The sequence below is a fragment of the Kribbella koreensis genome (genome assembly GCF_039525325.1).
Lineage (GTDB): Bacteria > Actinomycetota > Actinomycetes > Propionibacteriales > Kribbellaceae > Kribbella > Kribbella koreensis.
Genome location: NZ_BAAAHK010000006.1, coordinates 179,460 through 201,868, shown reverse-complemented (window position 1 = coordinate 201,868; position 22,409 = coordinate 179,460). Strand labels below are relative to the sequence as shown.

Genomic DNA, 22,409 nt, shown 5'->3' with positions numbered 1-22,409 from the left:
TGAGTGGTTCAAGGTTGCTTCGGCTCAGGGTGGGGAGGGGGTGGATACCCCCGCAGGGGTGCCGGGTGGGGACTCCGACGTGCGGGAGCAGCGGAAGGGGGCGGTTTCCCAGGCTGGGCCGCCTGGATTGAACCGGCTGCTCAGTAGTGAGGAGCGGCGGGCGGTGGCTCGGGCCGCCGGACGGCCGAATACCGCGGCGGCGGCGCTCCGGGATGTGGTGACCGATCTTGATCTGATGTTGCTGCAGGCGGCGAAGCATGTGCGGGACAGCGGCGGGAAACGGTCACGCCGCAAGTTCCGGAAGGCCGTGCCGCAGCTCGTGACGGCAGCCGAGTTGGCTGAGTTGCCGCTCGGTGAGGTTGCTGAGTTCCTCGGGATTTCGCCACAGCTGGTGGACGAACTGCTGCCCCGCCTGGCCGAGGTCGGAGGGATCGGGCCCGATGACCGGGCCGCGGTGTTGCAGGGGATCGAGGAGCTGCGGGATCAACTGCAGCAGGTCCAGATCGGGGTCGACCACTCACTGCTCGACCGGCTGATCGGCGTGATCCTGCGGTTCACGCTGCTGATCGGGATGGCGATCGCGGCGACACCGCTCGGTGCTCTGGCGGTCGGGGACCCGGTCATGAACGAGGCGATCAAGACCGGCGTGATCGCCTTGGTGGCGCTGGCTTTGCAACAGTTCGCCGACCTCATCGCGGCTGCGCGCGATCGAGACGCCGATCTGACGCTGGCGACCGATGCACACGCCGCGCTGCTGGCCGAGTTGACGGCTGCGGCGAGCCTGGCCGACGTACCGGCGTACGACGGAGAGCACGCGGTACTGCGGTTTCGCCTCGAGCTGCGCTGTGCCCGCGCGCGAGTCGCCGTACTGCCTCTGACCTGGCCCGAGAAGGAGCAGTACTGGCTCGAGCTCGACCAGGTACTGCGATCCCTGCACAACGCTGAGTTCACCGACTTCGACGTCCAGCGCCGCGTGCTCCGAGAGCTGACCCCCTCGAACGGCGCCGGTACCTCGGAGAACAACTGACCGCGGGCCAGACCTAGAGGTCGCCGAGGAAGGTGAGGAGGGCGTCGGTCACCTCGGTGGGGCGTTCTTCGGGGATCCAATGGCCGCAGTCGGGGAGGTCGAGGACGCCGCGGAGGTTGGGGACGATCTGGGGGAGTTGGTCGATGAAGTCCGGTGGATAGAAGGTGCGGACCACGTCGGCGCCGCCGGTGATGTAGAGGGCCGGCGGGGTGATCAACGCGCCCTGCCAGGCGGCGGTGAGGGACCAGTTGCGGTCCATGTTGCGGTACCAGTTGAGCGGGCCGGTGAATCCGTTGCGCTTGTACTGCCGGGCGTACTCGTCGATGTCGTCCTCTGTCAGCCACGACGGCAGTTCGTCGACCTCGCGAGTGCTGGCGAGGAAGCCGTTGCCGGCGATCGGGGAGGCGAGGCCGCCCATCACGCGGCGGAAGCTGGTGTGGAGGTCGGCGTTGAGTTCGGCGTCGGCGATACCGGGTTCTTGGAAGTAGAGCTGATAGAAGTCCGGGCCGAAGTGCTCGCGTACCGAGGTGAGCGTCGGTACGCCGCCGCGCTGCGTGGGAGGTACCGACAATCCGGCGACGCCACGCACGAGGTCCGGCCGTAGCAGCGCGGTGTGCCAGGCGACCGGGGCGCCCCAGTCATGGCCGACCACGACTGCGTTCTCCTCGCCGAGCGCGTGGATCAGGGCAACGACGTCGCCGACCAGGTGGAGGATGGAGTAGTCGGCGATGTCAGGCGGGGCGTCGGTACCGCCGTAGCCGCGCTGGTCCGGCGCGACGACCCGGTAGCCCGCGTCGGCCAGCGGCTGGATCACGTGCCGCCAGGCGTACCAACTGTCAGGAAACCCGTGCAGCAGCAGAACCAAAGGTCCTTCCCCCTGCTCGGCGACGTGCATGGTCAGACCGTTGACGCTCAACTCGCGGTGAACGAGGCTCAAAACGAACTCCAATCCAAGTCCCCCCGAGGCTATCCCGTTGCACAAAGCAACGGTCCGGACTGCTCCGTCCGGGAGGCGACCGCGTGGCTCGCCGACGGGGAGAGCGCTCGTAGGTGATCGCGATCGGTGCCCCGGTCGGCACGGCTGTCGCGCTTAGCAGGCGGGGAGGTCGGACCGCTGGGCGTGGCGCCGGGCCCACGACGTTCGAGTGCTGAGCCCGTCGGCTGCATAAGGCAGGAGGACGGCGCCCGGCCTCGGGCGATCGAGCAGCCGGTCCGTGGGCACCACGCCAGACCTCAGCCCGAGCAAGGCCGGTGCCTACTCTCGCTTTCGCGCGACGCAGGAGCGCATACCCCGGGTGGGCGGGGGCGCCGAGTGGTTAGCGACGGAGCAGCGAGCGGTGAGGCTGCGTGGGAAGTTCTTCAGAGGACGGTGACTGTGACCGTGGTGCCGGGTTTGGCCATTTGGTTGGCGGCGGGGGATTGGCCGGCTACCAGGTTGAGGCCCAGGTTGAAGGGGGCTTTTTCGACTTTGACGAGGAAGCCGGCTTCGGTGAGGATCTTTTGGGCGTCGACCAGTTTCTTGCTGCGGACGTTGGGGACCTTCCGCAGGGCGGGGCCCTTGGAGACGACCAGGGTGACCTTGTCCTTGGCGAACAGGGTGCCGTTGCTGGGGGTCTGGGAGATGACCTGGCCTTGGGGGATCGTCTCGTTGGTCTGGTCGGTGCGGGTGACGGTGAAGCCGGCCTTCTTCAGGGTGCGGGTTGCTTCGCGGACCGGTTTGCCGGTCATGTTCGGGACCGCGATCGGCTTCTTGCCCTTGCTGATGGCGAGGTTGACCGACTCGCCGGGCTTCATCACCGAGTCGAACTTCGGCGAGAAGATGATCACCCGACCGGTGGGGACGGTCTCGCTGTAGGCCTGGCTGACCTGGCCGACGTTCAGCTTGATCGACTCCAGGGCACGGCGGGCCGCATCCTCGTCGAGGCCCTTGAGCTGCGGTACGCGGTAGCGCTCGGGTCCCTTGGAGACCGTCAGCTCGACCTCGCCCTCCTTGCGGATGCGAGCGCCGGGCTCGGGGTTGGTCGCCATCACCTCGCCCTTGGCGACGTCCTCCGAGTAGTCCTGGTTCGCCAGGACGGTCGTCAGCCCGGACTCGCCCGCCTTCGTCTTCGCATCGGCCGCGGTGATCCTCAGCAGATCAGGCGTAGACGTGTAGCGGTGTACGCCGTAGAACCACGCCGCCGTCCCGACGCCGATCGCCAGAGCCAGTACGCCGATGAGCGCGATGAACCCTCGACCGCGACGCTGCTGTTGCGGTTGCCGAGTCAGTGGTTCAGCGGGCTGATGCTGCCGAGTCGCCCCGGCCGGTCGCAGCAAGGACTGAGCAGGCTCGTACGGTACGACGATGGTGTCGTTCCGCGGCGGCTGCTCGACATGCTCGACGTACGCGCTCCCACGCGAGTAGCCGTCGTCGTACCCGTTGTCCTGCCGCATCTGCTGGATCGGCACGGTGAGGTCGCCGGTCAGCTCGGGGTCGTCCGGTAGCCCCTCCTCGATCGCGCTGCGGACCCGGTGGACCTGACGGCTGAAGACCCGCGCGTCGGCCGGCCGCAGGTCACGGTCGCGCGCGGTGGCCCGCTGCACCAGCGCGTCGACGTACGGCGGAATGCCCGGTACGAGTTGCGAAGGCGGCGGTACGTCGGCATGGACGTGCGCGTACGCGACCTGGATCGGCGTATCGCCCGTGTGCGGCTTGCTGCCCGTCAGCAGCTCGTACAGGAGGATCCCGGACGAGTAGACGTCCGACCGTGCGTCGGCGCGGCCGTCGGTGACGAGCTCGGGGGCCAGGTACGAGACCGTGCCCATCAACAGGCCCTGTGTCGCCGTGTTGCCGGTCGTGGTGACCGCGCGGGCGAGGCCGAAGTCGGCGACCTTGACGGTGCCGTCGTTGGAGATGAGCACGTTCTCGGGCTTGATGTCGCGGTGCACGATGCCCGCGTCGTGGGCGGCCGAGAGTGCCGACAGTACCGGCGCCAGCAGGTCCAGGGCCCGGGCGGGTGGCAGCGGCGACTGCTGGCGGATCACGTCACGCAGGGTGCGGCCGGGGACGTACTCCATCGCGAGGAACAGGGTGTCGTGGTCGGTGCCCTGGTCGAAGACGGCGACCACGTTCGGGTGCGAGAGCTTGGCGGCGGCCCGGGCCTCGGCGACGAACCGGCGGCCGAACTCGGCGTCGTCGCCCATCCCGAGGTGCATCACCTTGAGCGCGATGATCCGGTCGAGCCGCATGTCGAGGGCCTCGTAGACGGTCGCCATGCCACCCTTGGCGACCCGCGAACCCACGCGGTACCGCCCGTCGAGCACTCGCCCGACAAGGCGGTCGCCCACCTGGGTGCCTACGTCTTCCGTCACTTGCGGTGAGCCGCCTCTCAAAGCTGTCTGCCCTGAGAGTGTAAATAAGGCGCAAGGTCGCGCCTCCACCGCCGCGCCGCACAGAGGCTAGCGGAGCGGGTCATACCCCTTCTCGAAGCTCGCTTTCAGGCGGAGGACGCTCTTCACGTACTGCTTCGTGTCCGGGTACATCCCGTTGCGGCGGACGCCGCCGAGGCCCTGGTAGTAGCCGGCCACCGCGATGTCGAGCCGGGCCGCGGAGGTCAAACGGTTGAGCAACACGACGCCGGCGGTCACGTTGTCCTGGGGTTTGAGCAGGTCGAGCCGGCGGCCGACGAAGCTGGAGGCGAACTTCCCGGTCGACGGGATCACCTGCATCGTGCCGATCGCGTTGGCGGGGGAGACGACCCGCTGCTTCCAGCCGGACTCCTGCCAGGAGATCGCCAGCGCCAGCTCGGGGTCGACGTGGTAGCGCTTGGCCGTGTGGATGATCATCGTCCGCATCTGGGCCCGGGTCGGCAGCTTGCGCTTGCTGAGGGCCGCGCGGTTGGCGTCCGCGGCGGAGACGATGTGGTCGGCGTACGTCCGGCCCGCGAAGGTGTTGTTCTTCTTCTTGCCGGGCTTCGACGCGGCCGGCTTCTTGTGAGCGACCGGCTTGGCGACGATCTTGACCGGGATCAGGATCTGCTTGCCGATGTAGATGTGGTCGGTGGCGCGCAGCCCGTTCGCGGCCAGCAGGTTGGCCTGCGAGCAGCGGAAGCGTTTGGCCAGCTTGCTGATCGTGTCGCCGGGCTTCACGACGTACGGAACCCGCCCGCCGGTCAGGGACTTCTTCTTCACCGGGCTCTGCTTGGGCGCCTTGCCGGGCAGCTGGAGCACCTCGCCGGCGTAGATCGCGTTGCCGTTGCCGGGCAGGTTGTTCAGCGCGACCAGGGTCCGGACGTTGGTCCCGTACGTCGCCGCGATGTGGCTGAGTGTGTCACCGTGCTTCACCTTGTACTGGCCGAAGCCGGGCGAGCCGGCCGTGATCACCCCGGCCGCGAGCAGCGGGACCGCAAAACCAGTCGTTACCCGCAGGACCTTTCGCCACGTGTTGCCCATCTTTCCATCTCCCCGTGTGAATGTCCCTTGACGGTAAGTGGTGGTACAGATGTGACAACAGGTGCGCATGGGTCATTTGTTACGGCTGTGATGAAAAGGTAACAATTTAAGGCTGAACTACACGATTGTGGTTCACAATCGAGTGTTTGCCGCCGGCAACTGGTGCCGAGGGCATCCAAAAACAGAAAGACGAAAAACGGAGGTTGTCAGAGGCTGGCTCGGCCATCCAAGGGTGACGACGCCTGGGCCGAGTGGTAGCGGCGCGGGATCCGCCCGGCCAGCAAGGCTCCCCGCCCAGCCGTCACGGCGTCGCGCATCGCGGCAGCCATCAGCGCCGGTCGCTCGGCCCGGGTGACGGCGGTAGCCAGCAGTACGGCGTCGCAGCCCAGCTCCATCGCCAGCGTCGCGTCGCTCGCCGTACCGATGCCCGCGTCGAGCACGATCGGCACCTTGGCCGCCTCGACGATCATGCTGATGTTGTGCGGGTTGCGGATCCCCAGCCCCGACCCGATCGGCGAGCCGAGCGGCATCACCGCCACACACCCGACCTGCTCCAGCCGCCGAGCCAGGATCGGGTCATCGTTCGTGTACGCGAGCACTGAGAACCCATCAGCCGCCAAGGTCTCAGCCGCATCCAGCAGCTCCACCGGGTCAGGCAGCAGCGTGTGGTCGTCCGCGACGACCTCGAGCTTGATCAGGTCGGTCTGCAAGGCCTCCCGCGCCAACCGCGCAGTGAGCACCGCCTCACCGGCAGTGAAGCATCCAGCAGTGTTGGGCAGTACTGCGATGTCGTGCTTGCGCAGCACATCGAGGACGGACCCCTGCTGGCTCGGGTCGAGCCGCCGCAGCGCCACCGTCGTCAGCTGAGTACCGGACGCGACCAGCGCCTCCTCCAGTACTTCGAGACTCGGCGCCCCGCCGGTACCCATCACCAGCCGCGACGTGAACTCTCGGCCCGCGATCACCAGGGTGTCGTCACTCATTGTTCCTCCTCAACCGCCCTGGACCGCGGTGAGGATCTCCACCCGGTCGCCTTCGGCCAGCGTCGTCCCGGGCCACTCTGTCCGGGTCACCACGGCCTCGTTCACCGCCACCGCCACACCGATCGGGCTGCGCGCCCAGCGCTCGACCACATCGGCCACAGTCGTCCCAGCGGCGATCTGCTCAGTACTGCCGTTGACGAGCACGTTCATGTCGTCACCTTAACTTCGGCGAAGCGGCTTGCTTGGAACGGTCTCGCCAGCGGGGGAAGGACGCCGGTATGGACCGTCTCGGCGATGATCTGTGCGGTAATCGGAGTCAGCAGTACTCCGTTGCGGTAGTGCCCGGTCGCCCACAGCAGGCCGTCGATGCCGGACGGTCCCAGGATCGGCGCATTGTCGGGCGTCGCCGGCCGCAACCCGGCCACTGCTTCCACAAGCTCCAGCTCGTCCACCAGGGGCAGGATCATCCGTGCATCCCGCAGCAGCGCGAACACCCCACCAGCGAGCACTCGGGTGTCGTAGCCAAGCTCAGAGGTGGTCGCCCCGACCACCAGCTCGCCACCGGGCCGCGGTACGAGGTACACGGCGAACCCGCGAGCAGTAGCCCGCACTGTGTGGCTGAGAGCAGGCCTGTACGCCGGAGGCACCCGTAGTCGCAGGATCTCGCCCTTGAGCGGCCGGACGGGGATACGGAGCTCTGCCGGGAGGCCGTCCAGCTGGGATGACCAGGGGCCGGCTGCTGCGATGACCTGGCCGGCGTGGATGGCTGACCCGTCTTCCAGTTCGACGCCGACTGCCGTAGTACCGGTGATCAGGACTCGGTCGACGCGTTGGCGGACCAGCTCGACCCCTGACAGCTCACAAGCCCGGAGCAGGGTGGAGACGGCTTGGCGGTTGTCGACAGAGTGGTCGCCGGGGACCCAGACGCCGGCGGTGACTCCCGCGGCGAGCAGAGGCTCGCGTTTGCGGGCCTCCCGGCCGGAGAGCTCCTCGACCTCCAGGCCGAGCCTGCGCTGGTAGTCGGCCAGCCGGCGGATCGCGGCCGCGTCGTCGACGTCGTACGCGACTGAGAGAGTTCCGGTGCGGTGGAGGCCGGCCGGCTCGCCGGTGAGGGCTTCCAGCTCGGAAGCGAAGGCGGGCCAGGCGGCGACGCTGGCCAGGTTGAGAGCGAGCAGTTCGTCCTCGCCGTACTCGACCTCGGTCACCGGGGCGAGCATGCCGGCGGCGACCGAGGACGTCTGGCTGCCGGGTGTCGGGTCACATACCGTCACCTGGATACCGTCTACAGCGAGTCGCCAGGCGGTGGCGAGACCGATCAGCCCCGCGCCGATGATGACGACATCGCAGGTTCGCTCAGCCATGCCGCCAAGACTACGTGTGTATACACATGGCAGGCTGACCCTGTGACTGAGCACACCGCTGACGCCGGACTGCGTGACCGGCTGGCCGACGCCCACCTCTACCTCTGTACGGACGCACGGGAGAAGCAAGGCGACCTGGAGCAGTTCCTGGACGCCGCGCTGGCCGGTGGCGTCGACATCGTGCAGCTGCGGCAGAAGGACCTGGAGGCAGCAGACGAGCTGGCGCACCTGGAGGTGTTCGCCGACGCCTGCAAGCGGCACGGCAAGCTGCTCGCGGTCAACGACCGCGCCGACATCGCCTTCGCCGCGGGAGCCGACATCTTGCATCTCGGCCAGCGGGATCTTCCGGTCCGGGCCGCGCGGGCCATCACGGGGATGGAGCCGGTGATAGGCCGCTCCACTCACACCTTCAGCCAGGTGAACGCCGCTGTCGATGAGCACGGCTCCGACTACTTCTGTGTCGGCCCGACCTGGGCAACCCCGACCAAGCCTGGTCGTGCGGCCGCCGGGCTCGAGCTGGTCTCGTACGCCGCCAGTCGCCAGCCCGCCAAGCCGTGGTTCGCCATCGGCGGGATCGACCTCGACAGGCTGGACGAGGTGGTCGAGGCGGGGGCGACGCGGGTGGTCGTCGTGCGGGCGATCACTGAGGCGGATGACCCGGCCGCGGCGGCGGGGGAGTTCAGCCGGCGGTTGCGGGGCGCCGGATGATGAACAACCCGAAGGCCGCGCGGATCATCGCCGCGGTCGTGATCGCGATGATGGTGATCACGCTCGCCGCCTCTCTGCTCGGCTGCAGCGCTTCAGGCTCCGGTACGGCGACCAAGTCCGAGTCGGTCAAGACCCAAGCGACCAAGGCGGGCAAGGACCCGGTCAGTGGGCTTCGGTACGTGTCGGCCGCCGAGCTGCCGAAGGAGGCGCGGCAGACGCTCGCGCTGATCGACAAGGGCGGGCCGTACCCGTACAGCCGCGACGGGATCGTCTTCGGCAACCGCGAGAAGATCCTGCCGAAGCAGAGCAACGGGTACTACCACGAGTTCACCGTGAAGACTCCGGGCGAGAACGACCGCGGCGCACGCCGGATCATCACCGGTCGGAGCGACGAGCGTTACTACACTGACGACCACTACAAGTCGTTCCGCCGGATCCAGGAGGACGGATGACTGAGCTGCGCACGCTGTTGAGCGACGGCTTGCGCCCGGGCGTCTACCGGTGGCACTCCAAGCTCACCCACGACCAGGTACGCCGTAGTGTCACCGCGGCCGGCTGGAACTTCGTGCTGCTCGACACCACGAGCGTGCACGACAAGACCGGCTTCCTGGACGTCTGTGCGACCGCGTTCGACCTGCCGCGCTGGTTCGGGCGCAACTGGGACGCACTGGCCGACTCGCTGAGCGACAGGTCGACAGGGGAGCCGGAGGTCGTCCTCTGGGACGGTTGGCGGGAGCTGCTCGACCATGACCACGACACGGTCGACGTGGCGCTCCAGATCTTCGCCGAAGACGCCAACGAGTCAGGACAACTGCGGGTGCTGCTCCGCGAGGCCGACGACGTACCAGACCTGGTCAGCGAAGTACCGGTCCTCTAGGCAGACCAAACCGTGCCGGTACGCCGGTACTGAAGGCCACGTGGTCTGGCGGCCGACTGCCGAGGTCGCCTAGCCCGACTGAGGCGAGCAGGCCGTGATCCTCGAAGGTCATGAGCTCTGCTCGGTGCAGGACCCAGGGCGGGTGCTCGTTGGGCATGTACCAGGTGCGGCCTGCCTTGCTGAGGTGTAGACCCCAACGGGCGGTCAGAAAGTGCTCCAGTGGGCCGAGCTCGATCCGGTCGCCTACCTGGGTCTCGATCGTGCTGCTGGCCTTGATGCGCGGCCAGCGGAGCGTCGAGGTGTAGGTGTGCCAGCCGCCGTCCTGGTTGTGCTGCATGCGGGCCCAGCGATAGGGGATGCCCAGGGTGCTGCGCGATCCGGCCACTAGTGGGAGCCAGTTGGTGTCGAGGCTGAGGAAGACAACGCCTCGACGGCCGGTGGCGTCCACGGAGTACAGGCGGACGTTGGTCTCCAGGAACGACCGGAACATGACCATGCGGAAGGGCACCAGGCCGACATACGTCCGTCCCCCGAACGTGTCGGGCCTGGTGCCCGCCGGGAAGTACTGGGCGACCCTGGCCGGCTCAACTGCCCAGTGGATGAAGGACAGGTCGAGCCACCGCTGCCTGAGCACCCGCGGCCGGGCGAGCTCAGGTGCCTGCGGCCAACTCATGCAGGCAATCTAGTCCTGCCTGGTCCGGTACGAACCGCAGCTCCCGCCCGCGATTCGCCTCCCGCACCCAGTCCCGGAACGGCTTGCTGGCCGCCTCATGCGCGGACACATCGCCCAGCACGACCAGGCCCATCCGGTAGGTGACGAACTTCTGCACGATCGCGCCCGCCAGCCCACTGCTCAGCTGGAAGAACTCTGCGGGCAGCAACTCGACCGGTACGACCAGCCACTCGGCCTGATGCCAGTAGTGCGCGTCCGCAATGGCGTCGACCGCGTCCTGCTCATTGGCGATGGCTTTGGTCGCGCGATAGGTGCGCAAAGTACCGTATCCTTCCCTTAGATTTGATCTATAGGGAATTCTAAGGCATATGATGAGGATCTAGCGTGTTGTTTTCGGTCGAGCAGGTGGCGGATCAGCTCGGGCTGCACGTGCGGACGGTGCGCAACTACGTCCGTGACGGCAAGCTGAACGCGGTCCGGATCGGGAAGCAGTACCGGATCAGCCCCGGCGATCTCGAGGCGTTCACGGGGATCCCGGCCGCCGCCGACGGCGGCGGCGCGAGCGATCGGCGGGTCGAGGTGTCGAGCATCGTGCAGGTCGACGCGATCGACCGGGCAGGGGCGGACCGGATCAGCACGCATCTGCATGCGGCGGTCAATCAGGGCGGGCTCGGGCGGCTGCGGGTCGAATCGGCGTACGACGAAGACCGCAGCAGCCTCAAGCTGATCATCCTCGGCGATCCCGAGGTGACCGCCGACCTGCTGCGGACCGTCAGCCTGCTCGCGAAGGCCTGACGCTCAGCGCCGGTTCAAGGCTCAGAGGTGGCGGGCGGTGGCGGCGATGGCCAGGTCCGCCAGGGCCTTACGGGAGGTCTCGTCGTCGATCGGGGCGCGGTCCAGCGCGTCGAGGGCGTCCTCGGTGCGATCGGTGATCAGGTCCTCGCACGCCTGGACCGCACGGCTGTCCTGCAGGATCTCGCGCAGCAACTGGATCTCGTCGTCATCCAGATCCGCCCGCCCGAACAGCCGGTCGAACTCGGCCAGCTGCACCTCCGACGCGTGCTCCACCGCGTACGCCGTGAGCACCGTCCGCTTGCCCTCCCGCAGATCGTCCCCGGCCGGCTTCCCGGTCAGCGCCGGATCCCCGAACACACCCAGCAGGTCGTCCCGCAACTGGAACGCCTCACCCAACGGCAGCCCGTACGCCGAAAGCGCATCGATCAACTTCTGTCCGCCCCCACCGAGGGCCGCGCCGATGTGTAGCGGCCGCTCAACGGTGTAGGTAGCAGCCTTGTACCGCAGGACGCGCAGTGCCCGGTCCATGTCGGCCTCACCCGATGCCTGGGCGACCAGGTCGAGGTACTGCCCGGCCGTCACCTCCACCCGGACGGCGTCGAAGAACTTGGAGGCAGCCGCCAGCGAGGCAGCGTCGAATCCCGACGTGTGCAGCATCTCGTCGGCCCAGATCAGGCAGAGATCGCCGAGCAGGATGGCAGCGCCGATCCCGAAGCCGACCGGGTCGCCGCCGTTGCCGGTCTTCGCCGACCTGGCCCGCTGCAGCGCCTCGAAGCGACGATGGGCGGCCGGTGCTCCCCGGCGTACGTCGGAGGAATCCATCACGTCGTCGTGGACGAGCGCGCTCACGTGCAGCATCTCCAGGCTGGCCGCGGCCTTCAGGATCGGCTGCTTCGGGTCGCCGCCCGCCGCGCGGAATCCCCAGTAGCAGAAGGACGGTCGCAGCCGTTTGCCGCCGCTGGTCGCGTCGCGGGCGGCGAGGACCTGTTCCTCGAGCTCCGGTCCGATCGCGGCGAGCCGCACCTGCTGGACGTCCAGGAACGCGGTCAGGGCGTGCTGGATCTCGGTCGGGATGTCTGCGTCGGCATACACGTCTCGGAGAGTAGTCGGTCCGCGCGCGGACCCCCACGCCCCGGGTAGCCTTGACCTCATGGCAACCGGTCTCCCGTCCACCCTCCCGGGCAGTACGCCGACGATCCGCGAGCTGTTGTCGGGCGACCAGCCATCGTTCTCCTTCGAGTTCTTCCCGCCCAAGACGCCCGAGGCGGAGGAGGTGCTGTGGCACTCGATCCGCGAGATCGAGCAGCTGCGGCCGACCTTCGTCTCGATCACGTACGGCGCCGGCGGCACCACTCGTGACGGCACGATCCGGGTCACCGAGAGGGTCGCCCAGGACACCTCGCTCACTCCTCTCGGGCACCTGACTTGCGTATCCCACTCGCGCGACGAGCTCCGTTCGGTCGTCGGCGCGTACGCCGGGGCCGGCGTGCGCAACGTGCTCGCCCTGCGCGGCGACCCGCCGGGTGGCCCGTCGCAGCCGTGGGTCGCGCATCCCGAGGGGCTGAACCACGCGATCGAGCTGGTCGAGCTGGTGCGCGAGCTCGGCGACTTCTGCGTCGGCGTGGCGGCCTTCCCCGACAAGCATCCGGAGGCGACGGACCTCGAGACCGACGCCCGCGTCCTGGCGGCGAAGGCGGCGGCCGGCGCCGACTACGCGATCACCCAGATGTTCTTCGGCGCGGACGACTACTTCCGGCTGGTCGAGCGGGCCTCCGCGCTGGGCTGTGACATCCCGATCCTGCCGGGCATCATGCCGGTGACGAACATCAAGCAGATCGAGCGGATGGCGCTGCTGACCGGGATGGCGCTGCCCAAGGCCGTCACCGATCGGCTGGAGGCGGTCGCCGAGGATCCGGCGGCGGTCCGGGCCGTCGGGATCGAGATCGCCAGCGAGCTGTCCGACGCGCTGCTCACCGGTGGTGCGCCCGGCATCCACTTCATCACGCTGAACCGTTCGACGGCGACCCGTCAGGTGTTCCGCAATCTACAGCCAGCGGTTGTCTAGACGCCCTATCCTGATCCGATGGCTGACCCGTCGGATCTCCTGATCGACCGCACCCTGGTACTGCTCCGGCATGCGAAGGCGGTGCCGCCCGAGTCGATGCCCGACCTCGAGCGGCCGCTCGCCGATCGCGGCCGGGCCGACGCCGCCGCGGCAGGACGCTATTTGGTTGCCCAGGGCATCGAAGCCGAGTTGGTCCTGTGCTCGCCGTCGATCCGCACCAGGGAGACCTGGCAGTACGCCGCTGAGGCCGGCGCGATGGCGACCGACGTCTGGTACGACCGGCGGATCTACAGCGCCGGCACGGAGGAGCTGCTCCAGGTCATCTACGACGTCCCGGCCGAGGTCCGGACGGTGGTCGTCGTCGGCCATGCCCCGGGCATCCCGTGGCTCGCGGACGAGCTGGCGCTGGACGGCACCAGCCCGAACCGCGTCGAGCTCACCCAGAAGTACCCGACCTCTGGGCTGACGGTCCTGCACACCACCAGTCGCTGGGCCGACCTGGGCGCGGATGACGCCGACCTGGTCGACTACGTCATCCCACGCGGTTAGCCTGCCGGCCTAGAAGCCGGGCAGGTGCCATTAGCGGGCAGCTTGCCGGTCAGCCAGTACTTCGCCACCGGTACGTCGGTACACGGGTTGTCGGTGAACAGGTACGACGCATGGTTGCCACCGGCATCGACGAGCAGCCGCGAGCCGGGTAGCACGAGTTGCATCCGCTGCGCGCCGGCCAGCGGCGTCGGGCCGTCGTACCGGCCCTGGAGCAGCAGGATCGGCGGGACCTTGCTGGAGCCGATCCGCCCGGCCTTGGCGGGACCAACGGGCCAGAACGCGCAGGGGGCGCTGTACCAGGTGTTCAGCCACGCATAGTGGGGGGCCTGGCGATCCGAGCGCACAGTGTCGCGGTGCCAGCGGGACCAGGTGCGTGGCCAGCCCTTGTCATTGCAGTTGTAGGCAAGCTGTGCCGGGTCGACTCCCAGAGCCAGCTGGTCGGCCGCGGACAGCAGTCCTTCCGGATCTCCCTTGAGGTACTGCGTCACGGCCTCCAGCAGGGTCGGCCAGGAGTCCTCCGTGTACATGCTGGAGGCGAGCATGTCGTCGAGCTCAGGCTTGCCGACCTTGCCACTGACGGGCTTGGCCGCCAGCCGTGTCCGGATCCGCTCCCAGGCCTTGGCAACGGCCTGCCCGGTCTTGCCGAGGTGGTAGGTCTTGTCGTTGGCCGCTACCCAGCTGAACATCTGCTGGGTGCGCTGCTCGAGTGCGACGTTCTGCTCGAAGCCTGACTGGTAGGTGCTGACCAGTGGGTCGACGACGCTATCCAGGATGAACCTGCCCGCGTGCTGCGGGAACATCGTCGCGTAGGTCGCCCCTAGCTTGGTGCCGTAGGAGTAGCCGAGGTAGTCGATCTTCTGCTTGCCCAGGGCGATCCGGATCCGGTCCATGTCCCGGGCGGCGTTCTCGGTGGTGATGTACGGCAGCAGCCACTTGGCCTTGGCTCCGCACTGGTCGGCCACCTTCTTGGCCAGGGCGACCCGCTGCTGCTCCTGCTTGGCATTGGCGGGCTTGTAGGGCAGCGCCGGGTGGGGGCTCAGCTTGGTCAGGTCACCGCAGTCCACCGGTGTACTGGCGCCGACACCACGCGGGTCGAAGCTGAAGACGGAGTACTGGTCGGCTACTGCCTGGGGGAGTGCGGCGGAGACGAGCTTCTCGGTGCCGATCCCCGAGGCACCCGGGCCGCCCGGGTTGACCAGCATGAAGTGTGGCGAGCTCAGCGAGCCGTTGGCCGACAGCGTCAAGGTGATCTGCCGGCCAGTGGGCTTGCTGTAGTCCAGCGGCACCAGCAGCTTGGCGCAGTACACGCCACGAGGTGCGCCCGCGGAGTCCGGGCACGCACCCCACTTCAGCTTCGGGGTCGCCGCACTCGCCGCGACCAGTGGCGTGCTGAGCAGCGCGGTTGCGGCAACGAGTGCCGCACCCCGCGTCAGGTGGTTCTTCGTCAAAGCGCCGCTCTACTTCCTTCTCAGGAGGCGCGGGCGGGCAACCAGTGGGTAGTGCTGTTGATGGTAATCATCCGTTGGGTCGCCCGGGTCAGGACGACATACAGGGCCCGTACGCCGCCCAGCGTGTCGCTGACGATCCGGTCTGGCTCGACGACCACCACTGCGTCGTACTCGAGGCCCTTGGAGTCCAGCGGGCTGAGCGCGACGACCCGGGAGTCGCCCAGCTCGGCGAGGACCGAGTCGATGGCGGGTCGTAGTACCGGCGGGACGATGACGCCGACCGTGCCCTCGACGAGCGCGAGCAGCTCGCCTGCTGCGTCGGCAGCCGCCTCGGCGACCTTGCCCGCGTCGAAGATCCGGTGCTCGGGATCCACGCCGGTTTGGCGTACTGCGTTCGGCAGGTCGGCGTCTGGGATCTGCTGCCGGATCACTTCGCCGGCGAAGGCGTAGATCTCCGCCGAGTTCCGGTAGTTCGTCGAGAGCCGGAACGTGTGCCGCTGGAGGTGCGACAGCATCGAGTCCATCGCGGCGCGCGCCTCGGCCGGGTCGGGCCAGGAGCTCTGCGCCGGGTCGCCGACGATCGTCCAACTCGCCTGCGGGCCGCGACGCGTCACCATGCGCCACTGCATGGGGGAGAGGTCCTGTGCCTCGTCCACCAGCACGTGCGCATACTCATCCGGCTCCTCGGCCTCAGCAGCTGCGATCGCCCGCTGACGCCGCTCAGAGGTCGTCAGTACCTCGTTGACGCCGTCCGAGAGCCCCTCAAGCCAGTCGAACTCCTCGTCCTTGCCGGCCTCGACCACTGGCGGCCGTCCGAGCAGGTTGCCCAGCTCGTCCAGCAGCGCGACGTCCGCGATGGTGAACTCGTTCGTACTCCGAATAGCCGCCGACAGCTGGTCGATCTCGGTCGTAGTGAAGTCTCCCCGCGACCAGCGCTGTGCCCGCCGGGAGTCGCCCAGCCAGCGCAGGACGGAGCCCGGAGTGAGCACCGGCCACCAGGCCGAGAAGAACTGCTTGTACGCCGGCAGGTCCGTGACGATGTCGCCGAACGACTCGCGGTCGGCGTAGACGCCGTTGCGCAGGTCATCGGGGAACCGCTGCCACAGCGCGGCCACCAGGCCCTTGCGAGCTTCCGAGCCGGCCTTGTTGCGCGGTGTGCGGCGCAGGGCGTTGCGGCGGACGTTGTCGAGCTGGTTCGCGTCCAGCTCGACGGTCGCGCCGTTGATGAATACGCGCAGGTTGGTGGGCGCATCGGGCACCCGGTCGCGTGCTGCCCGGGAGAGCAGGCCGGTCATCCGCAGGGAGCCCTTGATGGCTGCTACGTCCGCCTGGTCGACAGCGGTCGCGCGAACGCCGTCTACGAGCTCGCCGACGGCCCTGAGGGAGACGGTGTTCTCGCCGAGGCTGGGGAGCACCCGCTCGATGTAGGCCATGAAGGCGGCGGACGGGCCGACCACCAGGACGCCGCCGCGTTCGAACCGCCTGCGGTCGGAGTACAGGAGGTAAGCGGCACGGTGCAGCGCCACGACCGTCTTGCCGGTGCCGGGGCCGCCGCCGATGACGGTTACGCCGCGGGCTGGCGCCCGGATCGCCTCGTCCTGCTCGGCCTGGATGGTGGCGACGATGTCACGCATCGTGTGGCCACGGGCACGCGACAGGGATGCCATCAGGGCACCCTCGCCCAGTACGGGCAGGTCTGAGGGGGAGCGCTCGGGGGCGAGCAGGTCGTCCTCGAGCCCGGCGATGCGGGGGCCCTTGTTACGCAGTACGCGGCGGCGGACGACCTTCAGCCGGTCGGTCGCAGTGGCGCGGTAGAACGGCTCGGCGGCCGGGGCACGCCAGTCGATGACCAGTGGCTCGTACTCCGCGTCGCGGACGCCGATGCGGCCCACGTACAGGCTCTCGAGGTCCGCTGCGGCCGCTACCGGCTCGGTGTCGTCGCCCTGGTCGGAGTCGAGCCGGCCGAACACCAGTCCCTCGTGCTCGGCGTCCAGCTCGGCGATCCGGCGGGCGGCGGCGAACACCAGTACGTCGCGCTCGTACAGACCGGTCTGCTCCTCGTCGCGGACCCGGCCGACGTTCTGGGCCTGACCGCGCTGGTGCCCTTCGACCGCGATCCGGGACGCGGACCGGGCCGCTTCGGCGACCCGCTCGTAGACCCGGTCGACGTGCTGCTGCTCGGCCTCGAGCTCAGCTCGCTCGACGTTCTCGAGATCGGTCGACGTGGGGGATTGATCCACCGGGGTCCTCTCTACTGCCGGGACACCTCCCCGACACGGCACACATGAACGGTCAATCTTAATGCGCCGCGATCAAGCCTTGCCGACGGCGTCCGCAACGATGGCCGCACCGAGCGTGGTAGCGGGCACTCCGACGCCTGGATGGGCGCCCGCGCCGACGCAGTACAGGCCCTTGATGGGAGAGGCGTTCGCTGCCCGGCGCCGGGCGGTTTTGTAGCCCTCCCAGGCCACTCCTGCCCACCAAGAGGGAGAGGTCTGCCGGGAGACGACCTTGTCCCGGATGTGGAGCCCCCTGGCGACCAGGAGATCTAGTACGTCGTCTGTGGGGTAGCCGTGGACCAGTACTGACCAGGCCTGATGCCCTGTGGGAGCCTGTCCGCCGGTGCGGACCACTACCGTCGGCTTGCCGTGCAGAACGGTCTCGAAGGGCAGGGACGGCACTGGGTCCTTGAGACCTAGGTGGACGACGTACGCGGCCTGGGCCTGGTGGGTGGAGAGCACCTTACGACGGACCTTCTTGGCCTGCGGGTCGTCGACCAGTTGGCCGTAGAGGTCGCGGGGGTCGATGTCGCTGACCACTACCTCGGCAGGGAGCGTCTTGCCGTCCGCCAGTCGGACACCGGTCACCTGTCCGTGGTCCGTGTCGACTCCGACGACCTCTGCGTTGGTGTGGATGTCGATCTTGCGTTCACTCGCTCGCTGCGCCAGAGCGTCGGCCAGTACGCCGAATCCGCCGTCGATGGTCCAGCGGCCGAAGGTGCGCTCCAGGTAGGACCAAACGCCGACATACCCGGGCGTGAGCTTCGGGTCGGAGCCGTGCTGGATCGCGTAGTAGCGCAGTACCGCGCGGGCACGCTCGTCGTCGAGGCTGCGCTGCGCGGTGCGCTCGAGCGACTGCCATGGCTTGAGGCTGCGGATCGCCGCCAGGGGAAGCTTGTCCATCAGCGGCGGCTCCAGCGAGGACTTGCGCAGGATCTGCCAGGTCTCGCCGTACTTGTCGACCAGGTCCGTCCACTGCTTCGCCGCCTTGTCGTCGGCGAGGTGTGCCCAGGCATCTGACTGCAGTGCTCGGTCGCCGACCGGCAGGTCGAGAATCGAGCCGTCGCCGAACAGGTGACGACGCGGCTCAGTGATCGGCTCCAGTTGGGCCAGGCTCTCGATCGGACGGCCGCTCTTGCGGAACAGGTCACGCAGGGCGGCCGGGAGCGTAGTACTGGCTGCTCCTGCGTCCCAGCTGAAGCCGTCGGCCTCCACCCGGCCCAGGGCGCCGCCCAGGCGGTCATCCTTCTCGCAGACGGTGACTTGGTGGCCGAGCTTGGCCAGCCGTACGGCGGTGGCGAGACCGGCTAGGCCGGCCCCGATGACGATCACGCGGGCCATCAGACTGCACTGCTCCCAGTTGCTGGATTGCTGTTTCTCTCCCGCCAGGCGCGGAACCTGGCGAGTCCCCGGCGGATCGCGCGGAACGCGAAGTACACCGAGATCAGCCCGATCAGCAGCAGGATCGCGGCGATGATCAGGGCTGCGGTCGGGTGGAAGGCGGCGAGCGAGACGACACCGGCCACCGCGACGTCCTCACCGGACGAGGCGGCGATGTTGGTGACCGGCTCGGGCGAGGTGTTGATCGCCAGCCGCAGGCTCGACTTCACCGTGTGGGACAGCAGCGCGACCACGCCGCCGGTGGTCGCGATGACGGCCTGGTGCAAGCTGCTCGCCTGACCGGCCAGCAGGGCGGCGATGATGGCGCCGACGGTCGGCCGGATCAGGGTGGAGATCGCGTCCCAGGCCGAGTCGATGTACGGGATCTTGTCGGCGACGAACTCGAAGGCGAACAGGGCGCCGGCCGCGATCAGCACCCCGTTGGTGGTGAGCGCGTGCGGCACGTCGCCGACACCGGCGAACCGGCCGAGCAGACCGAGGATCAGCACGCAGGCGTAGGCGTTGATACCGCTCGCCCAGCCGGTCGTGAACGCCAACGGCAACGCTTCCATGGCCCCTCGCTTGTCGTCAGAATCGAACGCTCTGACCTCAAAAATGGTTAACCGTTGACATCCGGTCCCGCGCGACCCAGAGTGAACGGGTTGCCGGTCTGAGTGACCGTAGTCCCATCAGGGTCAGGGAGAACAGAACATGCGTCGTCGTCCGAAGATTCTCGCCGCACTGGCAGTGGTAGCGCTGCCCATCAGCATGACCGGCGTGTCGTCTGGTGGTCCACCCGCGGCGACCGCTGCCACCCCGGGTCCCGCGTCCGCCACATCAGCCTCCGCGGCTGAGGCGTTCCGGTCCGCGTCGGCCAAGTACGGCGTACCGGAGTCCGTACTGATGGCTGTGTCGTACGCCGAGACCCGGTGGGACGACCACCAGGGCAAGGCGAGCACGTCCGGCGGGTACGGGCCGATGCACCTGACGGCTGTGGCTCCGACTGAGCTCATGGAGCGGTCGAGTGGTGAGCAGTTGGCCAAGGGGGAGTCGCTGCGGACGCTGTACACCGCCTCGAACCTGACTGGGCTCGACCCTGTCGCGCTGCGCAATGACACCGCTGCCAACATCGCTGGTGGTGCAGCACTGCTCGCCTCCTACCAGCGGTCGCTGAATCTGCCTGTGGGCGCTTCTACCTCCGCTGCCTCTTGGTATGGGGCTGTGAGCACCTATGCCGGCGCAGCGGACCGCACTAGCGCCGCAGGCTTCGCCGACGACGTCTACGCGATCCTGGCGCTCGGTGCAGCCCGTACTACGAACACCGGCCAGCAACTCGTCATGCCGGCGCTCAAGGTGACGCCGGACAAGGCGCAGTTGGCCAAGACCGCTCTTCCGGTGGCCAAGGCGGCTGCTGCTGCCACTCAGTGCCCGAAGCAACTGGCTTGTGAGTCGCTGCCGGCGCCGTACTCGCAGTACGGGCCGGGTGCCGGTGACTACGGCAACCATGACCTGGCGAACCGGCCGGAGACGGGCAAGATCGACTACATCGTCATCCACGACACCGAGGGCGGCTGGCAGGGCACGCTGAACCTGATCCAGGACCCGACGTACGTGTCGTGGCAGTACACGATGCGCTCGTCCGACGGGCACGTCTGGCAGCACGTGAACGCCAACGACGTCGCCTGGCACGCAGGCAACTGGTACGTGAACATGCACGCCATCGGGATCGAGCACGAGGGCTTCGCCGCCCAGGGCGCGACCTGGTACACCGAGGCGCTCTACCGCAACTCGGCCAAGCTGGTGAAGTACCTGGCCAAGCAGAACAACATCCCGCTCGACCGGGCACACATCATCGGCCACGACCAGGTGCCTGGCACGGTGCCGTCGACAGTAGCGGGCATGCACTGGGATCCGGGACCGTACTGGGACTGGGAGCACTACTTCGACCTGCTGGGCGCGCCGATCTACGGGCACAGCGTCTTCCCGGTCAAGGCCGGCACCACTGTGACCATCAAGCCCGGCTTCGCCTCCAACCAGCAGGTCGTGACCGACTGCACCACTGCTGGCCAGCCGTGTGCGCCGCAGGGGACCAACTTCGTGTACCTGCGCCAGGCGCCGGACGACGCGGCTCCGTTGGTCAAGGACATCGGCAACCGGCCGAACGGTGCCGACTCCACCACGCAGGTGTCGGACATCGGCGGGCGTGCGGCTGCTGGCTCGCAGTATGTGGTGGCGGAGCGCTCGGGCGACTGGGTGGCCATCTGGTACCTGGGTGCGAAGGCCTGGTTCAAGAGTGCTGTCGGCGCGCCTGATGCCTTCGCCAAGCCGGGGCTGGTAGTGAAGCCCAAGGAGGGTAAGGCTTCGGTGCCGGTCTATGGGCGGGCATACCCGGAGCAGGCCGCTTACCCGGCGGGCATCCCTTACCAGGCCGTCACGCCGCTGCAGTACTCGATCAGTGCGGGGCAGGCCTACCCGGTGGGCGACGCGAACATCGAGACGGACTACTACCGCGCTACGACGTTCGCTGGTCAGCCGCCGACGGATCACGTGCAGGTGCTCGGCAAGGACCGCTACTACCAGATCTGGTTCGGCCACCGGATGGCATACGTCCGCGCTGCTGACGTGGACTTGAAGCTAGCCTACTGAGCATGCCCTATGACGAAGCCGTCCAGCGTCTGCTGGACGGCTTCGTCGCGTCTCTGCCGTCGGTGGTGCCGTTGCGTGCTCTGTGGCTGCATGGGTCGCTTGCCTTGGGCGACTATCAGGTCGGGGTCAGCGATCTGGATCTGATCGCTGTGCTCGATCGGCCTGTTGGTGATGCTGCTGCTTTGCAGGCGCTTCATCGGTCGCTGGAGGTGGCGCACCCGTTGGCTCGCGGGCTGCATTGCAGCTACCTGCAGGTCTCGCAGCTGGGCGACTCGTCGCTGCGGCATCCGACCTGGGCGCACAGCGAGTACTTCTCGCGACCGGTGACTGCGGTGACCCGGCGCGAGCTGCTGCTGGGTGATCTCAGCATCTACGGCCCAGCGCCGTCTTCCTTGCTTCCGGCAACTACTGACGAGGAGCTGGCGGCGTTCATCTGGCAAGACCTGGAGACGTTCTGGTACCCGGCCGCCCGTCGATGGAAGAGATGGTGGGCGGACGTCTGGGTCGACCTCGGGCTCATCACAGTCGCCCGCGCCGGCGTGACGTTGGCCGACGGCCGCCTCATCACCAAGCGCGAAGCGCTTGAGCTCCTACCGTCGCTCGGCGCCCCGACGGCGGTGGTCGCAGACATCTACCACCGCCGCTATGGCCCTGCTGCGCTGCCCGCCAAGGCTCAGCGCGACGGCGTGCTGCGACGCAATCCGATCTCACGGGTCCGGCGCGGCTTCGCAGCGCGGCGCTTCGTCCGTTCGACCATCGACGGTCTGCTCGGGCCCGGCTAGTTGACCGTGATCGGAGTGCCGTTGGTGAGCTTGAGCAGTTCGGCGTACGAGGTCGGGAAGACCGAGTGGGGGATGCCGGCGGCGGCCCAGACCTCGGCGTACTGGTCGAGGGTGGTGTCGACCAGTGTGCGGACCTGCTGCGGATGCCCGACCGGGGCGACCCCGCCGATCGCCTGGCCGGTGTGTTCCCTGACGAACTCCGGTGTCGCGCGGCGGAGCTTGGTGATGCCGAGCTCGGCGGCGACCTTCGCGGTGTCCACCCGGTGCGCGCCGGAGGTCAGGATCAGTACGGGTGCGCCGTCGCCGTCGAAGATCAGGCTGTTCGCGATCGCGCCGACCTCACAGCCGAGCTCCTCGGCCGCCGCGGCCGCGGTCGGTACGGCGTCGTCGAGGATCTTGATCTCA

At 68.3% G+C, this 22,409-nt stretch carries 23 protein-coding genes; 9 read left to right on the top strand and 14 right to left on the bottom strand.

The annotated features are described in order from the left end of the window. Positions 1–40 precede the first annotated feature (40 nt). Positions 41–1,027 (top strand): hypothetical protein, encoded by a 987-nt coding sequence (locus tag ABD116_RS13285; RefSeq protein WP_343968572.1) that lies wholly within the window; start codon positions 41–43, stop codon positions 1,025–1,027. A gap of 13 nt (positions 1,028–1,040) precedes the next feature. Here the strand turns inward: ABD116_RS13285 and ABD116_RS13280 are convergent, their stop codons facing one another. The 6 genes from ABD116_RS13280 to thiO form a co-directional block, all read right to left on the bottom strand. Then, on the bottom strand, positions 1,041–1,964 hold the full coding sequence (locus ABD116_RS13280) for an alpha/beta fold hydrolase (protein ID WP_343968570.1): 924 nt from the start codon (positions 1,962–1,964) through the stop codon (positions 1,041–1,043). 422 nt (positions 1,965–2,386) lie between these two features. Continuing rightward, positions 2,387–4,378 carry a Stk1 family PASTA domain-containing Ser/Thr kinase gene (gene pknB, locus ABD116_RS13275; RefSeq protein ID WP_343968568.1) on the bottom strand — a complete coding sequence of 664 codons (1,992 nt, stop codon included), beginning with the start codon at positions 4,376–4,378 and terminating at the stop codon, positions 2,387–2,389. Between the two features lie 87 nt (positions 4,379–4,465). Then, positions 4,466–5,458: a LysM peptidoglycan-binding domain-containing protein gene (locus tag ABD116_RS13270; RefSeq protein ID WP_343968567.1), complete on the bottom strand. Its 993-nt coding sequence runs from the start codon at positions 5,456–5,458 to the stop codon at positions 4,466–4,468. Positions 5,459–5,664: 206 nt separating this feature from the next. After that, on the bottom strand, positions 5,665–6,441 hold the full coding sequence (locus ABD116_RS13265; RefSeq protein ID WP_343968566.1) for a thiazole synthase: 777 nt from the start codon (positions 6,439–6,441) through the stop codon (positions 5,665–5,667). A 9-nt stretch (positions 6,442–6,450) separates the two neighbouring features. Then, positions 6,451–6,651 (bottom strand): sulfur carrier protein ThiS, encoded by a 201-nt coding sequence (gene thiS, locus ABD116_RS13260; RefSeq protein WP_343968564.1) that lies wholly within the window; start codon positions 6,649–6,651, stop codon positions 6,451–6,453. Beyond that, positions 6,648–7,802 carry a glycine oxidase ThiO gene (gene thiO, locus ABD116_RS13255; RefSeq protein ID WP_343968562.1) on the bottom strand — a complete coding sequence of 385 codons (1,155 nt, stop codon included), beginning with the start codon at positions 7,800–7,802 and terminating at the stop codon, positions 6,648–6,650. Before thiO ends, thiS begins: the two co-directional genes overlap by 4 nt. Positions 7,803–7,844: 42 nt before the next feature. Here thiO and thiE point away from each other — a divergent pair, with 42 nt between their 5' ends. The 3 genes from thiE to ABD116_RS13240 are packed head-to-tail and all read left to right on the top strand — an operon-like array spanning position 7,845 to position 9,387. Continuing rightward, entirely contained in the window at positions 7,845–8,510 is a 666-nt protein-coding gene (thiE, locus tag ABD116_RS13250) for a thiamine phosphate synthase (RefSeq protein WP_343968561.1), read from the top strand. Next, complete coding sequence (locus ABD116_RS13245) at positions 8,510–8,962, top strand: guanyl-specific ribonuclease (protein WP_343968560.1); 453 nt, start codon at positions 8,510–8,512, stop codon at positions 8,960–8,962. Before thiE ends, ABD116_RS13245 begins: the two co-directional genes overlap by 1 nt. Then, positions 8,959–9,387, top strand: coding sequence for a barstar family protein (locus ABD116_RS13240; RefSeq protein ID WP_343968559.1), 429 nt, complete (start codon positions 8,959–8,961; stop codon positions 9,385–9,387). The genes ABD116_RS13245 and ABD116_RS13240 overlap by 4 nt, the downstream gene beginning before the upstream one ends. On the opposite strand, the gene ABD116_RS13235 is transcribed toward ABD116_RS13240, so the two are convergent. Next, complete coding sequence (locus ABD116_RS13235) at positions 9,365–10,060, bottom strand: YqjF family protein (protein ID WP_343968558.1); 696 nt, start codon at positions 10,058–10,060, stop codon at positions 9,365–9,367. The genes ABD116_RS13240 and ABD116_RS13235 overlap by 23 nt on opposite strands. Next, positions 10,038–10,379, bottom strand: coding sequence for a DUF4180 domain-containing protein (locus ABD116_RS13230; RefSeq protein ID WP_343968557.1), 342 nt, complete (start codon positions 10,377–10,379; stop codon positions 10,038–10,040). The genes ABD116_RS13235 and ABD116_RS13230 overlap by 23 nt, the downstream gene beginning before the upstream one ends. A gap of 65 nt (positions 10,380–10,444) precedes the next feature. Here ABD116_RS13230 and ABD116_RS13225 point away from each other — a divergent pair, with 65 nt between their 5' ends. Continuing rightward, on the top strand, positions 10,445–10,855 hold the full coding sequence (locus ABD116_RS13225; protein ID WP_343968556.1) for a helix-turn-helix domain-containing protein: 411 nt from the start codon (positions 10,445–10,447) through the stop codon (positions 10,853–10,855). Positions 10,856–10,876: 21 nt separating this feature from the next. On the opposite strand, the gene ABD116_RS13220 is transcribed toward ABD116_RS13225, so the two are convergent. After that, positions 10,877–11,947 carry a polyprenyl synthetase family protein gene (locus tag ABD116_RS13220; protein WP_343968554.1) on the bottom strand — a complete coding sequence of 357 codons (1,071 nt, stop codon included), beginning with the start codon at positions 11,945–11,947 and terminating at the stop codon, positions 10,877–10,879. 58 nt (positions 11,948–12,005) lie between these two features. Here ABD116_RS13220 and metF point away from each other — a divergent pair, with 58 nt between their 5' ends. After that, positions 12,006–12,920, top strand: coding sequence for a methylenetetrahydrofolate reductase [NAD(P)H] (gene metF, locus ABD116_RS13215; RefSeq protein WP_343968552.1), 915 nt, complete (start codon positions 12,006–12,008; stop codon positions 12,918–12,920). Between the two features lie 18 nt (positions 12,921–12,938). Then, complete coding sequence (locus tag ABD116_RS13210) at positions 12,939–13,469, top strand: SixA phosphatase family protein (RefSeq protein WP_343968550.1); 531 nt, start codon at positions 12,939–12,941, stop codon at positions 13,467–13,469. Here the strand turns inward: ABD116_RS13210 and ABD116_RS13205 are convergent. The 4 genes from ABD116_RS13205 to ABD116_RS13190 form a co-directional block, all read right to left on the bottom strand. Next, positions 13,466–14,917 carry an alpha/beta hydrolase gene (locus ABD116_RS13205; protein WP_343968548.1) on the bottom strand — a complete coding sequence of 484 codons (1,452 nt, stop codon included), beginning with the start codon at positions 14,915–14,917 and terminating at the stop codon, positions 13,466–13,468. The two genes, ABD116_RS13210 and ABD116_RS13205, sit on opposite strands and share 4 nt — an antisense overlap. A gap of 20 nt (positions 14,918–14,937) precedes the next feature. Then, positions 14,938–17,157 carry a HelD family protein gene (locus ABD116_RS13200; RefSeq protein WP_343968546.1) on the bottom strand — a complete coding sequence of 740 codons (2,220 nt, stop codon included), beginning with the start codon at positions 17,155–17,157 and terminating at the stop codon, positions 14,938–14,940. A gap of 72 nt (positions 17,158–17,229) precedes the next feature. Then, positions 17,230–18,537 (bottom strand): phytoene desaturase family protein, encoded by a 1,308-nt coding sequence (locus tag ABD116_RS13195; RefSeq protein WP_343968544.1) that lies wholly within the window; start codon positions 18,535–18,537, stop codon positions 17,230–17,232. Next, positions 18,537–19,148, bottom strand: coding sequence for a DUF4126 domain-containing protein (locus ABD116_RS13190; protein ID WP_343968542.1), 612 nt, complete (start codon positions 19,146–19,148; stop codon positions 18,537–18,539). Before ABD116_RS13190 ends, ABD116_RS13195 begins: the two co-directional genes overlap by 1 nt. 139 nt (positions 19,149–19,287) lie before the next feature. Between ABD116_RS13190 and ABD116_RS13185 the strand changes: the two genes are divergently transcribed. Both ABD116_RS13185 and ABD116_RS13180 read left to right on the top strand, forming a co-directional pair. Continuing rightward, positions 19,288–21,222: an N-acetylmuramoyl-L-alanine amidase gene (locus ABD116_RS13185; RefSeq protein ID WP_343968540.1), complete on the top strand. Its 1,935-nt coding sequence runs from the start codon at positions 19,288–19,290 to the stop codon at positions 21,220–21,222. A gap of 2 nt (positions 21,223–21,224) precedes the next feature. Next, positions 21,225–22,004, top strand: coding sequence for a hypothetical protein (locus ABD116_RS13180; protein WP_343968538.1), 780 nt, complete (start codon positions 21,225–21,227; stop codon positions 22,002–22,004). On the opposite strand, the gene ABD116_RS13175 is transcribed toward ABD116_RS13180, so the two are convergent. After that, a partial coding sequence (locus ABD116_RS13175) for a YbaK/EbsC family protein (protein WP_343968536.1) occupies positions 22,001–22,409 on the bottom strand: 409 nt, incomplete at its 5' end. The genes ABD116_RS13180 and ABD116_RS13175 overlap by 4 nt on opposite strands.

Bases quoted from the DNA above. Each gene is read 5' to 3' on its own strand.
- ABD116_RS13270 (WP_343968567.1), bottom strand. From the start codon at position 5,458: ATGGGCAACACGTGGCGAAAGGTCCTGCGGGTAACGACTGGTTTTGCG.
- ABD116_RS13265 (WP_343968566.1), bottom strand. From the start codon at position 6,441: ATGAGTGACGACACCCTGGTGATCGCGGGCCGAGAGTTCACGTCGCGG.
- thiS (WP_343968564.1), bottom strand. From the start codon at position 6,651: ATGAACGTGCTCGTCAACGGCAGTACTGAGCAGATCGCCGCTGGGACG.
- thiO (WP_343968562.1), bottom strand. From the start codon at position 7,802: ATGGCTGAGCGAACCTGCGATGTCGTCATCATCGGCGCGGGGCTGATC.
- ABD116_RS13245 (WP_343968560.1), top strand. From the start codon at position 8,510: ATGAACAACCCGAAGGCCGCGCGGATCATCGCCGCGGTCGTGATCGCG.
- ABD116_RS13240 (WP_343968559.1), top strand. From the start codon at position 8,959: ATGACTGAGCTGCGCACGCTGTTGAGCGACGGCTTGCGCCCGGGCGTC.
- ABD116_RS13235 (WP_343968558.1), bottom strand. From the start codon at position 10,060: ATGAGTTGGCCGCAGGCACCTGAGCTCGCCCGGCCGCGGGTGCTCAGG.
- metF (WP_343968552.1), top strand. From the start codon at position 12,006: ATGGCAACCGGTCTCCCGTCCACCCTCCCGGGCAGTACGCCGACGATC.
- ABD116_RS13210 (WP_343968550.1), top strand. From the start codon at position 12,939: ATGGCTGACCCGTCGGATCTCCTGATCGACCGCACCCTGGTACTGCTC.
- ABD116_RS13195 (WP_343968544.1), bottom strand. From the start codon at position 18,537: ATGGCCCGCGTGATCGTCATCGGGGCCGGCCTAGCCGGTCTCGCCACC.
- ABD116_RS13190 (WP_343968542.1), bottom strand. From the start codon at position 19,148: ATGGAAGCGTTGCCGTTGGCGTTCACGACCGGCTGGGCGAGCGGTATC.
- ABD116_RS13185 (WP_343968540.1), top strand. From the start codon at position 19,288: ATGCGTCGTCGTCCGAAGATTCTCGCCGCACTGGCAGTGGTAGCGCTG.
- ABD116_RS13180 (WP_343968538.1), top strand. From the start codon at position 21,225: ATGCCCTATGACGAAGCCGTCCAGCGTCTGCTGGACGGCTTCGTCGCG.